The sequence below is a fragment of the Paracoccus sp. TOH genome, from assembly GCF_030388245.1.
In the GTDB taxonomy this organism is placed as follows: Bacteria; Pseudomonadota; Alphaproteobacteria; order Rhodobacterales; family Rhodobacteraceae; genus Paracoccus; species Paracoccus simplex.
The window spans coordinates 1653666-1667946 of the sequence record NZ_CP098360.1; the positions used below are offsets into that span (position 1 = coordinate 1653666).

General features: G+C 67.7%; 13 protein-coding genes. 10 read left to right on the forward strand and 3 right to left on the reverse strand.

The features are described from left to right. Positions 1–175: 175 nt before the first annotated feature. Genes NBE95_RS08280 through phoB form a run of 6 tightly spaced genes read left to right on the forward strand, consistent with a single transcriptional unit; the run spans position 176 to position 6043 of the window. Positions 176–1204: a substrate-binding domain-containing protein gene (locus NBE95_RS08280; protein ID WP_289893430.1), complete on the forward strand. Its 1029-nt coding sequence runs from the start codon at positions 176–178 to the stop codon at positions 1202–1204. Between the two features lie 59 nt (positions 1205–1263). Next, entirely contained in the window at positions 1264–2454 is a 1191-nt protein-coding gene (gene pstC / locus NBE95_RS08285; protein ID WP_289893431.1) for a phosphate ABC transporter permease subunit PstC, read from the forward strand. Further along, positions 2451–3803, forward strand: coding sequence for a phosphate ABC transporter permease PstA (gene pstA / locus NBE95_RS08290; RefSeq protein WP_289893432.1), 1353 nt, complete (start codon positions 2451–2453; stop codon positions 3801–3803). Before pstC ends, pstA begins: the two co-directional genes overlap by 4 nt. A 20-nt stretch (positions 3804–3823) precedes the next feature. After that, positions 3824–4621, forward strand: coding sequence for a phosphate ABC transporter ATP-binding protein PstB (gene pstB / locus NBE95_RS08295; protein ID WP_289893433.1), 798 nt, complete (start codon positions 3824–3826; stop codon positions 4619–4621). A gap of 18 nt (positions 4622–4639) precedes the next feature. Next, a complete protein-coding gene (gene phoU / locus NBE95_RS08300; protein WP_019352172.1) occupies positions 4640–5350 on the forward strand; it encodes a phosphate signaling complex protein PhoU in 711 nt (236 codons plus the stop codon). Positions 5351–5353: 3 nt separating this feature from the next. After that, positions 5354–6043 carry a phosphate regulon transcriptional regulator PhoB gene (phoB, locus tag NBE95_RS08305; RefSeq protein WP_019352173.1) on the forward strand — a complete coding sequence of 230 codons (690 nt, stop codon included), beginning with the start codon at positions 5354–5356 and terminating at the stop codon, positions 6041–6043. Positions 6044–6196: 153 nt separating this feature from the next. Here the strand turns inward: phoB and NBE95_RS08310 are convergent, their stop codons facing one another. The 3 genes from NBE95_RS08310 to tldD form a co-directional block, all read right to left on the reverse strand. After that, positions 6197–8563 carry an OmpA family protein gene (locus NBE95_RS08310; RefSeq protein WP_289893434.1) on the reverse strand — a complete coding sequence of 789 codons (2367 nt, stop codon included), beginning with the start codon at positions 8561–8563 and terminating at the stop codon, positions 6197–6199. A gap of 124 nt (positions 8564–8687) precedes the next feature. Further along, on the reverse strand, positions 8688–9908 hold the full coding sequence (gene dprA, locus NBE95_RS08315; RefSeq protein WP_289893435.1) for a DNA-processing protein DprA: 1221 nt from the start codon (positions 9906–9908) through the stop codon (positions 8688–8690). Positions 9909–10013: 105 nt separating this feature from the next. After that, positions 10014–11435: a metalloprotease TldD gene (gene tldD, locus NBE95_RS08320; protein ID WP_289893436.1), complete on the reverse strand. Its 1422-nt coding sequence runs from the start codon at positions 11433–11435 to the stop codon at positions 10014–10016. 161 nt (positions 11436–11596) lie between these two features. Here tldD and coxB point away from each other — a divergent pair, with 161 nt between their 5' ends. Genes coxB through NBE95_RS08340 form a run of 4 tightly spaced genes read left to right on the forward strand, consistent with a single transcriptional unit; the run spans position 11597 to position 14273 of the window. Further along, on the forward strand, positions 11597–12493 hold the full coding sequence (coxB, locus tag NBE95_RS08325; protein ID WP_019352801.1) for a cytochrome c oxidase subunit II: 897 nt from the start codon (positions 11597–11599) through the stop codon (positions 12491–12493). A gap of 9 nt (positions 12494–12502) precedes the next feature. Next, positions 12503–13420 (forward strand): heme o synthase, encoded by a 918-nt coding sequence (gene cyoE / locus NBE95_RS08330; RefSeq protein ID WP_289893437.1) that lies wholly within the window; start codon positions 12503–12505, stop codon positions 13418–13420. Beyond that, a complete protein-coding gene (locus tag NBE95_RS08335; RefSeq protein WP_289893438.1) occupies positions 13414–13689 on the forward strand; it encodes a hypothetical protein in 276 nt (91 codons plus the stop codon). Before cyoE ends, NBE95_RS08335 begins: the two co-directional genes overlap by 7 nt. Next, positions 13686–14273: a cytochrome c oxidase assembly protein gene (locus NBE95_RS08340; protein WP_289893439.1), complete on the forward strand. Its 588-nt coding sequence runs from the start codon at positions 13686–13688 to the stop codon at positions 14271–14273. The genes NBE95_RS08335 and NBE95_RS08340 overlap by 4 nt, the downstream gene beginning before the upstream one ends. The last annotated feature ends 8 nt before the right edge of the window (positions 14274–14281 follow it).

The following is a 14281-nucleotide window of genomic DNA, read 5'->3' on the forward strand; positions in this document are numbered from 1 at the left end:
CCTTGGGGTATTTGCAAAACGGCGAAAGCGGGGCGCGGCGCCTGGCTTTCGCCGTTCTGCATATGCTTCGGCGATTGTTACGCAACTGACACAATCCTTTCGCATAACCGTCGCATCGTCGTTCTAGAGAGCGGGCAGGCCGCAACGGCCCCCAGGAAATGTCAGGAGTGATCCTATGAAATCCGCGAAACTCACCGTGTCGGCGCTGGCCGTGATTGCTGCCTCGGCCACGGCTGCCGCCGCGCGCGACCAGATCCAGATCGCCGGTTCGTCCACGGTGCTGCCCTATGCCACCATCGTCGCCGAGGCCTTTGGCGAGAACAGCGACTTCCCGACCCCGGTGGTCGAATCGGGCGGCTCCTCGGCCGGTTTGAAGAAGTTCTGCGAGGGCGTGGGCGAGAACACCATCGACATCGCCAATGCCTCGCGCCCGATCAAGGACAGCGAGAAAGAGGCCTGCAAGGCCGCCGGCGTGACCGAGATCATGGAAGTCCGCATCGGCTATGACGGCATCGTCTTTGCCAGCGACATCGCCGGCAGCGACTTCCAGTTCACCGCCGCCGACTGGTTCAGCGCCCTGGCCGCCAAGGTGGTCAAGGACGGCAAGGTGGTCGACAACACCGCGACCAAGTGGAACGAGATCCGCGCCGACCTGCCGGATCAGGAGATCCTCGCCTTCGTGCCCGGCACCAAGCACGGCACCCGCGAAGTCTTCGAGGAGAAGGTCATCGCCGCCGGCTGCGAGGAATCGGGCGCCGCCGAGGTCTTCAAGGCCGAGCTGGGCGAGGACGAGGGCGAGGCGGCCTGCATGGCGCTGCGCACCGACGGCAAGTCCGTGGACATCGACGGCGACTATACCGAGACCCTGGCCCGCATCCAGTCGGCCAAGAACGGCATCGGCGTCTTCGGCCTGTCCTTCTATGAGAACAACACCGACAAGCTGAAGGTCGCGACCATCGGCGGCGTCACGCCCTCGACCGAAAGCATCGCCTCGGGCGAATACCCGGTCTCGCGGCCGCTGTTCTTCTATATGAAGAAGCAGCATATCGGCGAGATCCAGGGCCTGAAGGAATTCGCCGAGTTCTTCGTCTCGGACGAGCTGGCCGGCCCCGAGGGCCCGTTGGCCGCCTATGGCCTGGTCTCGGATCCCGAGCTTGCGGCGACGCAGCAGGCGGTGGCCGACGAAGTGACGCTCGCCCAATGATCTGACGGGCGCGGGGGAGGTTCCCCGCGCCTTTTCCATTTCCCAGTCTCGAGGCTCACATGCCTGTCTCCTGGACCTTGCTGATCGTCCTTGCCCTGGCGGTCGCGGGCTATCTTGCCACCCGGTCGCGCGCCATCGCCCTGGCGTCCGGCGACATCCGGCGGCTGCATTCGCGCCCCAGCTATTACGGCTGGAACGCGGCGCTGCTGACGGCGCTGCCCGCGCTTTTCCTGATCGCGCTCTGGCGCTTCTTCCAGCCGGGCGCCGATACCCTGCTGGTGTCGGCCGCAGCCCTGGTCCTGGCCGCCGCGGGCCTTGGCTTCGCGCTGAGCCGCACCGCGCCGGGCTTCCGCGCCCGCAATGCCGTCGAAAGCATGGTCAAGGGTCTGTTGATCCTGTGTTCCAGCATCGCGATCCTGACCACCGCCGGGATCGTGCTGTCGATGCTGTTCGAGACCGGGCATTTCTTCCGGCAATATCCCTGGCAGGAATATTTCTTCGGCACCACCTGGTCGCCGCGCTTCGGCGGCGGCTCGCAGCTGGGCATCCTGCCGCTGGTCTGGGGCACCCTGTATATCTCGGTGATCGCGCTGGCGGTTTCGGTGCCGATCGGGCTGTTCGCGGCGATCTACATGTCGGAATACGCCTCGCCCCGACTGCGCGGCATCGCCAAGCCGGCGATCGAGGTGCTGGCGGGAATCCCGACCATCGTCTATGGCCTTTTCGCGCTGATCACCGTCGGCCCCTTGCTGCGCGACTGGTTCGCGCAACCGCTGGGCCTGGGCAGCTCGGGCTCCTCGGTGATGACCGCGGGGCTGGTGATGGGCATCATGCTGATCCCCTTCGTCAGCTCGCTTTCGGACGACATCATCAACGCCGTGCCGCAATCGCTGCGCGACGGCGCGCTGGGGCTGGGCTCGACCCATTCGGAAACCATCAGGAACGTGGTTTTGCCCGCGGCCCTGCCGGGCATCGTCGGTGCCGTCCTGCTGGCCGCCTCGCGCGCCATCGGCGAGACGATGATCGTGGTCATGGGCGCCGGCGCCGCCGCGCAGATGGGCCTGAACCCGTTCGAGGCCATGACGACCATCACCGTGAAGATCGTCAGCCAGCTGACCGGTGACACCGATTTCGCCGCGCCCGAGACGCTGGTCGCCTTCGCGCTTGGCCTGACCCTTTTCGTCGTCACCCTGGGGCTGAACATCATCGCCCTTTACGTGGTGCGCAAATACCGGGAGCAGTACGAATGACCGACGCAGCCATGCCGGCAGCGGCGCTTCCGCAGGGCAAGAGCTCGCTTCTGGCCGCCGATCCCCGCACCCGCAAGCGCAACGCTGCCGAAGCCCGTTTCCGCGCCTATGGGCTGGGCGCCATCGTGATCTCGATGATCATGCTGGTGATCCTGCTGTTCACCATCCTGACCGGCGGCATCGGCGCCTTCCGCCAGACCTATCTGGAGATCCCGGTCACGCTGGACGCCGCGCAGCTTGACAAGAGCGGCAGCCGCGACCCCGAGCAGATCAAGAAGGTGCTGACCCTCACCTATGGCAAACTCCTGCAGCAATCGCTGGAAAACACCATCGCCGACAAGGGCATCGCCGTTCCCGACCTGTCGGACAAGGACATCTCGACGCTGATTTCCAAGGAGGCGGCGGCGCAGCTGCGCCGCCGGGTGCTGGCCGATCCCGAACTGATCGGCCAGACCGTCGAGAGCCGCGTGCTGGTGAACGGCCGCATCGACGGCTATTACAAGGGCCGCGTCAGCATGGAGAGCGCGGCGCGCGACGCCAATACCTCGCCCGCGCAGCTGCAACTGGCCGATGCGCTGAAGGCGCAGGGGATGCTGGCGACGGAATGGAACTGGTCGTTCCTGACCAGCGCCGACGCCTCGGACCAGCGCCCCGAGGCCGCCGGCGTCGGCATCGCCATCCTCGGTTCGCTCTACATGATGCTGGTGGTGCTGGTGCTGGCGGTGCCGATCGGCGTCGCGGCCTCGATCTATCTCGAGGAATTCGCGCCCAAGAACCGCTGGACCGACATCATCGAGGTGAACATCTCGAACCTCGCCGCCGTGCCCTCGATCGTCTTCGGCATCCTCGGCCTTGCCGCCTTCATCAACTTTGCCGGTCTGCCGCAATCGGCGCCCATCGTCGGCGGCCTGGTGCTGACGCTGATGACGCTGCCCACCATCATCATCGCCACCCGTGCGGCGCTGAAGGCGGTGCCGCCCTCGATCCGCGACGCGGCGCTGGGGGTGGGGGCGTCCCGGATGCAGTCGGTGTTCCACCATGTGCTGCCGCTGGCCATGCCGGGCATCCTGACCGGCACCATCATCGGCCTGGCCCAGGCTTTGGGCGAGACCGCGCCGCTTCTGCTGATCGGCATGGTGGCTTTCGTCAAGAACTACCCCTCGGCACCGCCGGACGGGCTGTTCGAGCCGGCCTCGGCGCTGCCGGTCCAGGTCTACAACTGGACGCAGCGCGCCGACCCCGCCTTCGTGGAACGCGCTTCCGGGGCGATCATCGTCCTGCTGGTGTTCCTGCTCTGCATGAACCTTCTGGCCATCTTCCTGCGTCGCAAGTTCGAGCGCCGGTGGTAATCCCGGAAAGGAGACCCGATATGAACGACATGAGTTTGCTGGAGCGCGCTGTGGACCAGACGGAAATCAAGATCTCGGCCCGGGACGTGCAGGTCTGGTATGGCGACAAGCATGCGATCAAGGACGTGAACGTCGATCTGCTGGACAAGACCGTGACGGCCTTCATCGGCCCCTCGGGTTGCGGCAAGTCGACTTTCCTGCGCTGCCTGAACCGCATGAACGACACCATCGACATCAGCCGCGTCGAGGGGCGGATCACCCTGGACGGCGAGGACATCTACGACAGGCGGGTGGATCCGGTGCAATTGCGGGCCCGCGTCGGCATGGTGTTCCAGAAGCCGAACCCGTTCCCGAAGACGATCTATGACAACGTGGCCTACGGCCCCCGCATCCATGGCCTCGCGCGCCACCGCGCCGAGCTGGACGAGATCGTCGAGAAATCGCTGCGCGGCGCCGCGCTGTGGAACGAGGTCAAGGACCGGCTGCAAGAGCCCGGCACCGGCCTGTCGGGCGGCCAGCAGCAGCGGCTTTGCATCGCGCGCGCCGTGGCGACCCAGCCCGAGGTGTTGCTGATGGACGAGCCCTGCTCGGCGCTGGACCCGATCGCCACCAGCCAGGTCGAGGAGCTGATCGACCAGCTGCGCGCCGAATTCTCGGTGGTGATCGTCACCCATTCGATGCAGCAGGCCGCGCGCGTCAGCCAGAAGACCGCCTTCTTCCATCTTGGCAACCTGGTGGAATACGGCAGCACCGACGACATCTTCACCAATCCGCGCGACCCGCGCACCGAAAGCTACATCTCGGGCCGTATCGGCTAGGCCGGAAAGGGATCTGACATGAACAACGAACGCCATATCCTCTCGGCCTTCGACCGCGACCTGGAAACCGTCCAGGCGCTGGTGGTCAAGATGGGCGGCATGGTCGAAACCGCCATCCACGACGCCGCCATTGCGCTGGAAACCCGCGACGACGAACTGGCCGAGGAGGTCCGGCGCCGCGACAAGGCCATCGACGAGCTGGAGATGCAGATCAACGAGGAAGCGGCGCGGCTGATCGCGCTGCGTGCCCCGCGCGCCACCGATCTGCGCATGGTGCTGTCGGTGATCAAGATCTCGCATATCCTCGAGCGGGTGGGGGATTACGCCAAGAACATCGCCAAGCGCAGCAACGTGCTGGCCGACATGCCCGCCATCGAGGGTGCCGGCATGGCGCTGCGGCGCATGTCCACCACGGTCGAGGCGATGATGAAGGACGCGCTGGACAGCTATATCCAGCGCGATGCGGCGCTGGCCGGCGACGTGCGCAAGCGCGACCTGGAAGTGGACCAGATGTACAATGCGCTGTTTCGCGAGTTCCTGACCTACATGATGGAGGATCCGCGCAACATCACCGCCTGCATGCATCTGCATTTCATCGCCAAGAACATCGAGCGCATGGGCGACCACGCCACCGGCATCGCCGAGCAGGTCATCTACATCGCCACCGGCGAGCTGCCCGACGATCCGCGCCCCAAGGGCGAAAGCGTGCCGCGTCTGGAGGGGGCCTGATCCATGGCGCAGTCGCAACCCTGTGTTCTGGTGGTCGAGGATGAGGGCGCGCAGCGCGAGGTTCTGAAATACAACCTCGAATCCGAAGGCTTCCAGGTGGTCATGGCCGAGAACGGCGACGAGGCCATGTTGCTGGTGGCCGAGGAGCAGCCCGACCTGATCGTTCTCGACTGGATGCTGCCCAATGTCTCGGGCATCGAGATCTGCCGGCGGGTCAAGGCCGACCCTTCGACCCGGCAGATCCCGATCATCATGCTTTCGGCCCGCTCGGAAGAAGTGGACCGGGTGCGCGGGCTGGAAACCGGCGCCGACGATTACGTGGTCAAGCCCTATTCCGTGGTCGAGCTGATGGCGCGGCTGCGCACCCAGTTGCGCCGCACCCGCCCGGCCTCGATGGGCGAGCGGCTGAGCTTCGGCGACATCATCCTGGACGCGGCCGAGCACCGGGTCTTCCGTGCCGGCCAGCCGCTGCACCTGGGCCCGACCGAGTTCCGGCTGCTTTCGACGCTGATGGAGAAGCCCGGCCGGGTCTGGACGCGCGAGCAGCTTCTGGACCGGGTCTGGGGCCGCGACATCTATGTCGACACCCGCACCATCGACGTGCATGTCGGCCGGTTGCGCAAGGCGCTGATGACGCATGGCGGCGACAACCCGGTTCGCACCGTGCGCGGCACCGGCTATTCGCTGGGTTGAGCTTCCGTCGACCGCCCCGCGGCGGCCCTGACCGCGCGGGCGATGGCGGCAGGCGCGCGGTTTTGCAAACCAAGGCGGGTGCGGGATTTCCCACGCCCGCCGCCGAAACATCGGGCAGCCGCGGCGCCTTGGGGCCGCGGCTACGCTTTTTCCTCAGTTCTGTGCCTGTTCCAGCAGGTCGGTGATCCGGCGCACCGCGACGCGGCGATTCTCGCGCTCGGCGCCCTCGCTCGGCACCAGCAGGAACTGCTCGCCATAGCCCTGCACCACCATGTTCTCGGGCGGCACGTCGAAATATTCGGTCAGCGCCAGCGCCACCGATTCCGCCCGGCGGTCCGACAGCGCCAGGTTCGCCGCGTCCGAGCCGACCGCGTCGGTGTAACCCTCGATCATGTAGATCTCGCGCGGGTTCTGGTCGATGCTGTCGCGAATCACCTTGCCCAGCGTGGCAAGCTGCTGCGCCTGGTCCGGGGTGATCGCCGATGAGCCGGTGTCGAAGGTGATCTCGGGCACGTTCACCGGCGCGACCAGGGCCCGGACCTCGGGGATGTTGCGGATCTGCCCCAGGGTAAAGCGCCGGTCCACGGCCGCCTCGCGGCGCAGCGCCTCGCGCAGCGCGGCCTCGTCCAGCGGGCCGCGGTTCAGCACCACCGGCGGCGGGGCGGGCAGGGTCGAGATCTCGACCGGCTGCACCTCGGTATTGTCGAGCAGCCGCATCTCGGTGCCATCGGCGCGCACCAGCGTGCGGCGCAGGATGTTCATGTTGGCGTCGCGGATGGTGACCACGCGGCTGCCATCCTCGCGCAGGACCGTGGTGCGGGTCGAGCCGTCCTCGAAGTTCTCGGTGCGCACGTTCGAGCCGGGGCGGTAGAGCAGGGCATTGTCGTCCCTGATCACCTGCTGGCTGCCATCGGGAAGGGTCACGACCACCCGGTCGCCGGTATTCAGCGCTACCTGCCGGTCGTTGGACAGCATCTTGCCCACGGCGAACCCGGCCGCGCCGGCGAGCAGCAGCTTGCCGATGTCCTTCAGGTTGTCGTCATCGTCGTCGTCGCGCGCCTGCTGCTGCTCATCCTGCTGGCTGCGCTGCTGCAATCCCTGCATGATCGCGGTCTCGAAATCCTCGTCCGAGCGGCGGGCGTTTTCCTGGGTGATCTGCACCTCGTCCACCTGCCCTTCGGCCTCGTCCCCGTTGGCCTGGGCGGCGAGGGCGGCGGCATCGGCGGGGGACTGCTGCTCGGCGGCGCGTTTGGCGACCTCGTTGGGCTTGACCCGGGCTTCGGGGGCCTGGACCTCCTCGCGCTCGCCGGGCTGCGGCTCACCCGGCTGGGCCACCGGCGGTTGCTGGGCCTGCTGGGTTTGGTCCTGCTGGCCGCCCTGCTCTTGCTGCTGACGTTCCTGCAGGCGACGGCCGAGTTCCTCGGCATCGGGCGCCTTGCCGTCCGCGCCGTCCGCGCGCTGCGGCGGCTTCTGCGGGTCGGGCGCCCGGTCGCGGGTCTGGGCCTGCGTCGCGTCGCGATCCTCGCCCGGCTGCGGCTGGCCGGGTTCCGGCCGGGCGTCGCCGCCGGTCTTGGCTTCCAGCGCCTTCTTCAGTTCTTCCGCATCCGGATTCGCGCCGCTTTCTCCTGCGGGCTGCCGGGCCTGCACCGCGGGATCGTCCTGGCGCGGCTTCTGGTCCGGCGCAGGTTCCGATTCCGTTGCCGCCGCGGGCGTATCGGGCTTGGGTTCGGGCTGCTTCTGTGCCTCGCCCTGCGCGCCACCCCGCGCGTCGTCCTGGGCTTTATCTTGGGCCTTGTCCCGGCGCGCGCCCGCTTCGGCGGCGTCCCGGGGCTCGTCCTTCGGCGTTTCGGCCTGGACGACCGGAGGTTTGGCTTGCGGTTCCTGCGCCTGGGTCACCTCGGGTTTGGGCACGGGCGCCTCGCCTTGCTGCTGGGCTCGGCGGGGCGTCTCGCCGCCAGGCTGATCGCCGGCTTGCGGCTCGGCCGCGGGCGCGATCTCGGGCTCGGCCTGTTCAGGTTGTGCCGGCTCGGGCTGGGCCTGTTCCTGCTGCCGGGCTTGGGCCTCGGGCTTCGGCTCGGGCTGCGGTTCGGGTGCGGCCTGCCGCCGACGCGGCTGGTCTTCGCCCGCGCCCGGCGCGGCGGTGCCTGCAGGCTGTTCGGGCTGCGCTTGCGGAGCGGTTTCCTGAACCTGGTCCTGCTGGGCCCGTTCCGGCTGAGCCTGCTCCGGCTGGGCCTGCTCTGGCTGGGCCTGCTCCGGCTGGGCCTGCTCCGGCTGGGATTGCTCCTGGGCCTGGCCTTGCCGGCGCTGCGGCTGTTCGGCCGGGCGTTCCAGCTGCTCGGCCGCCTTGGGCTCCGGTTTCCCGCCCTGCCGGACGGGTGCCTCGGCATCCTGCTTGGGGCGGGGCAGGATCTGCTGTTCGCCGCCGCTCTCGCCCTGCTGTTCTTGCGCCACCGCAAGCTGCGGGGCGATCAGCGACAGACAGGCCACGATCGCGGTTGTTGTGTTGTAAATGCGGCGCATGACGGTCCTCTTCCGATGGTCGCGTTGTTGCGGCCAAACCCGAAGCCGAAGGCCGGGGTTCCCCAACAACCGCGTGACCGGACCGTGATGGCCGGATCAGGCCGATATCCGCCACGCGGCCGGTTCAGGCGCCGAGCAGCGCCAGTTTCCCGCCAGCCAGGCGTTGCACGCGTCCCGCCAGCTCCAGCGCCAGCAGGGCCGGGGCGATGACGGCGGCGGGAACCCCCAGGTCGCGGATCAGCAGGTTTTCCTCGGTCGGGCTCGGACCCAAGCGGGCGAGGATCCGCGCCTCGAGCGCCACCGGCCCGCCTTGCGAGGGCAGCGTGGCGGGGGGGGAGGCCGGACGATGCCCCAACGCCGCCAGACGGCTGGCCACGGCGGCAGGCTGCATGACCCGAGCCTTGCGTTCGGGGACGGGTTCCGTCGCCGGGCGTGCGGCTTCGACTGCGGTGGCGTTCGCCTGCAAGGCGGCGAGCACATCGGCGGAATTGCGCACCAGAAGCGCGCCGTCGCGGATCAGCGCGTTGCAGCCGCCCGCCCGCGCATCCATCGGATGGCCGGGTACCGCCATGACCTCGCGCCCCTGGTCGAGCGCGCAGCGCGCGGTGATCAGGCTGCCCGAGCGATGCGCGGCCTCGACCACCACCACGGCCCGCGACAGGCCCGAGATGATGCGGTTGCGGGCCGGGAAATGCCGGGCGACCGGTTCGGTTCCCGGGGGCTGTTCGGTGACCAGCAGCCCGGTCTCGCAGATCGATTCCGCAAGGGCTGCATTTTCGCTGGGATAGATCATGTCGATGCCGCCGGCCATGACCGCGATGGTGCCGGTGCTCAGCGCCGCTTCATGCGCGATGGTGTCGATGCCGCGGGCCAGACCGGCGATGACGGCGGCACCTTCCTGCGCCAGCCCCGAGGCCATGCCGCGCGCCATGCGCAGCCCCAGCGACGAGGCATTGCGCGCCCCGATGACCGCCACCGGCAGCCTGTCCAGAACCGCAAGCCTGCCGCGCACCCAGAGCACCGGCGGCGCTTCGGCCACCATGCGCAGCAGCGCCGGATAGTCGGGGTCGTTCCAGCCGAGCAGCCGGGCGCCGGCCCGATGACCGGCCGCAAGCTCGGCCTCGGCCAGTGCGGCGGGGCAGGGGGCGTAACCCGCGATCCCTGCGGCACGGGCGATTTCCGGCAAGGCGTCCAGCGCTGCCTCGGCGCTGCCATGTTCGGCCAGCAGCCTATGGAAGGTCGCCGGCCCGACCTTGCGAGAGCGGATGAGGCGCAGGGCGGCAAGCCCGTCCCCCTTCGGGGTGAGTGGGGTGTGGTGGGGGTCGAAAGAAAGCGGTCCTGCCATGATCCCGTGCCTTTGCCTCATCCGCAGGCCGAGTCATGGCATGGCAATGGTTAAGAATGGGTTAGCCGCGAAAAGATTCCTGCACTATATTGATATAACATGAAATCATGCCGCGGAACCGCCGATGGTCAGCCCGCCGATGCGCAGCGTGGGCAGGCCGACTCCGACCGGGACCCATTGCCCCTGCTTGCCGCAATTGCCGATTCCCGGATCCAGCGACAGATCGTTGCCGATGGCGCGGATCTGCTGCAGCGCCGTGGCGCCGTCGCCGATCAGCGTGGCGCCGCGGATCGGATCGCCGACCTGGCCGTTCCTGACCCGGTAGGCCTCGGTGCAGGAAAACACGAACTTGCCGTTGGTGATGTCCACCTGGCCGCCGCCGAAACCCACGGCATAGATCCCGTCCTCGAGCCCGGCGAGGATCGAGGCGGGATCCTCGGCGCCGGCCAGCATGAAGGTGTTGGTCATGCGCGGCATCGGCGCATGGGCATAGCTTTGCCGCCGGCCGTTGCCGGTCGCTTCGACCCCCATCAGCCGGGCGTTCTGGCGGTCCTGCATGTAGCCGGTCAGGATCCCGTCCTCGATCAGCACGTTGCGGCCGGGCGCCGTGCCCTCGTCATCGACCGAGATCGAGCCGCGCCGGTCCGGGATGGTGCCGTCATCGACCACGGTCACGCCCGGAGCGGCGACGCGCTGGCCCATCAGGCCGGCAAAGGCGGAATGGCCCTTGCGGTTGAAATCGCCTTCCAGCCCGTGGCCCACGGCCTCGTGCAGCAGGATGCCGGGCCAGCCGGGGCCCAGCACCACGTCCATCACCCCGGCGGGGGCGGGGACCGAGCGCAGGTTGACCAGCGCGATGCGCAGCGCCTCGCGCACCAGGCCTTGCCAGTGTTCGGCCGCGACCAGCCCGTCGAGCGCGATGCGGCCGCCGCCGCCGGCGGTGCCCGATTCGCGGCGGGCGTTGGATTCCACGATCACCGAGACGTTCAGCCGCGCCATCGGCCGGATGTCGGTGGCAAGCCCGCCCTCGGGGCGCAGGATCGCCACCTCCTGCACCGAGGTGGCGATGCTGGCAGAGACCTGCACCACCCGCGGGTCGAGCCCGCGCGCGAAGGCGTCGATCTCGCGCAGCAAGGCGACGCGGGCGGCGAAGGGCACGGATTCGGCCGGGTCCACGGGCGCGTAGAGCCGCCGGATCTCGCCCCCGGGGGGCAGGGCCAGCGTGCCGCCGCCATCGCCGACCGCCAGCCGCACCGTCTCGGCGGCCTTGTTCAGCGACGCCTCGTCGATCTCGGTCGAATGGGCATAGCCGGTCACGTCGCCCCGCACGGCGCGCAGGCCGAAGCCCTGCTCGGCATCGTAGCTGGCGGTGCGCAGCCGGCCGTCGTCGAAGACCAGCGCCTCGGAGCGCGAGCGTTCCAGGAACAGCTCGCCATCATCCGCACCGCCAAGCGCCGATTGCAGGATGCGCAGCGCGCGGCCCTGATCGAGATGGGTTTCAAAGGGGGAAAACGCAGCGTCTGTCATGGGGCCCATCCTTGCTGGATGCCTCGCCTAGGGGTTTTTTGGTAGCAAGTCGATACCTATAGGCTTGCCCGGCGGGGTAAGATATGGTTCTGGTGCAGGACCGATTGCCGGCGGTCCGAGGAGTCATGGCCTGCCGGCGGCATGATAGGCAACGGGATGGGATGATGGCAATTGCGACGATGCGCCGCGGACTGGCGGCGGTAACTGGCCTTGGACTTGCAGCGATGGCGGCCATTCCGGCCATGGCGCAGGACGTGCTGGGCGAGCTGCCGGTGATCGGTAAGCCGCATAATGGTGGGATGGGTTTCCAGCCGGCCTCGAGCCCGCTGGCGCATGATCAGCAATGGCTGGATCATTTCGTGCTCTACATCATCACGGCCGTGACGATCTTCGTCTGCCTTCTGCTGCTGATCTGCATCGTCCGCTACAACCGCCGAGCGAATCCGGTGCCGGCCCGCTTCACCCACAACACCCCGATCGAGGTGATCTGGACCCTGGTGCCGGTGCTGATCCTGGTGGCCATCGGCGCCTTCTCGCTGCCGATCCTGTTCCGCAGCCAGGAAATGCCGAACGACCCGGACCTGGTGATCAAGGCCATCGGCCATCAGTGGTACTGGTCCTATGAATATCCCAATGACGGCGTCGCCTTCGATGCGCTGATGCTGGAAAAGGACGCGCTGGCGGATGCCGGTTACTCCGAGGACGAATACCTGCTCGCCGCCGACAACCCGGTCGTGGTGCCGGTCGGCAAGAAGGTGCTGGTGCAGGTCACCGCCACCGACGTGATCCACAGCTGGACCGTCCCGGCCTTTGCCGTGAAGCAGGACGCCGTGCCGGGCCGCATCGCGCAACTGTGGTTCTCGGTCGATCAGGAAGGCGTGTATTTCGGCCAGTGCTCGGAACTTTGCGGCATCAACCACGCCTATATGCCCATCGTCGTCAAAGCCGTCAGCCAGGAAAAATACGATGCCTGGCTGGCCGGTGCGAAGGAAGAATTCGCTGCCGATGCCTCGGATTACCTGCCGGCCAAGCCCGTCCAGCTGGCCTTGGCGGAATAAGGTCGGGCCGTGGCCGAGATCAACGCATATGAGGGGCCCGCAGAGGCGGGCTTCGGCGACTATGTCGCGCTGCTGAAGCCGCGCGTCATGTCCCTGGTGGTGTTCACGGCCTTTGTCGGGCTGTGGATCGCGCCGCAGCCGGTCAACCCTTTCGTCGCCTTCTGCGCGGTGCTGTTCATCGCGTTGGGGGGCGGGGCGTCGGGCGCCCTCAACATGTGGTATGACGCCGATATCGACGCGGTGATGAAGCGCACCGCCGGCCGGCCCGTGCCTTCGGGCCGCGTCACCTCGGACGAGGCGCTGGCGGTCGGCATCGCGCTGTCCGGCCTGTCGGTGATGATGCTGGGGCTGGCGGCGAACTGGTTCGCGGCCGGGTTCCTGGCCTTCACCATCTTCTTCTATGCCGTGGTCTACACGATCTGGCTGAAGCGCTCGACGCCGCAGAACATCGTCATCGGCGGCGCGGCCGGGGCTTTCCCGCCGATGATCGGCTGGGCCTGCGCCACCGGCGGCATCAGCCTGGAATCGCTGCTGATGTTCGCACTGATCTTCTTCTGGACGCCGCCGCATTTCTGGGCGCTGGCGCTGTTCATGAAGGATGATTACTCCAAGGCCGGCGTGCCGATGCTGACCGTGACCCACGGCCGCAAGGTGACGCGCCGCCACATCTTCGCCTATACGCTGGTGCTGGCGCCCTTCGCGATCTGGCTGGGCCTCACCTCGGTCGGCGGCCCGCTTTACATGGCGGTCTCGGTGGTGTTGAACGTGATGTTCATTGCCGGCGGCTGGCGTATCCTGCGCCGCAGCGAGGAGCAGGCCCAGGCCGATGGCTACAAGGTCGAGAAGCGCTATTTCCGCCTGTCGCTCTATTACACCTTCCTGCATTTCCTGGCGCTGCTGATCCAGCATTGGGTGGGGGGATGGTGATGCTGCCTCAGGTCGAGCATGAATTGCACAAGCGCCGGCGCAGCCGCAACATCGGCCTTCTGGTCGTGCTGCTGGGGTTCGTGGCGCTGGTCTTCGGGCTTTCGGTGGTCAAGATCACCCAGGGCGACATGATGCAGGGCTATGACCACCGCCCGCGCCCGTCCATGCTGCCTGCGGATCCGAACCCGCCGGCGCGCAATCCCGCGCCTGTCGCGGCGCCGGGCACCCCGGCGGCCGTGCAGGGCGGCGCAGAGGAGGCAGGCCGATGACCGCCAAGCCCACCAGATCGAACGGGCGTACCGTCGGCATGCTGGCCGGCATCGTGGTGCTGATGGGTGCGCTGAGCTGGGCGGCGGTGCCGTTCTATTCCTGGTTCTGCCGGGTGACCGGCTTTGCCGGCACCACCAACGTGGCCGAGTCCGCCTCGGACACCGTGCTGGACGAAAAGATCCGCGTGCGCTTCGATGCCAATGTGGACAGCGACCTGGGCTGGACCTTCCGGCCCTTGCAGCGCGAGATGGAACTGCGCATCGGCGAGAACGCCATCGCCTTCTACGAGGCGATCAACAATACCGACGAGCCGATCACCGGCACCGCCAGCTACAACGTCGCGCCCGACGCGGCCGGCTATTTCTTCAACAAGATCGAATGCTTCTGCTTTACCGAGCAGACGCTTGCCCCGGGTGAGCGGATCGAGATGCCGGTCAGTTTCTTCGTCGATGCCGATCTGGTGAACGATCGCGATGCCGGTCGCATCCGCGACATCACCCTGTCCTATACCTTCCACCGGACCGATCCGCCGGCGCCGAAACAGGCGGCGCTGGACGCGACGCCGGACCCGACCGTAAACTGAGCAACAAG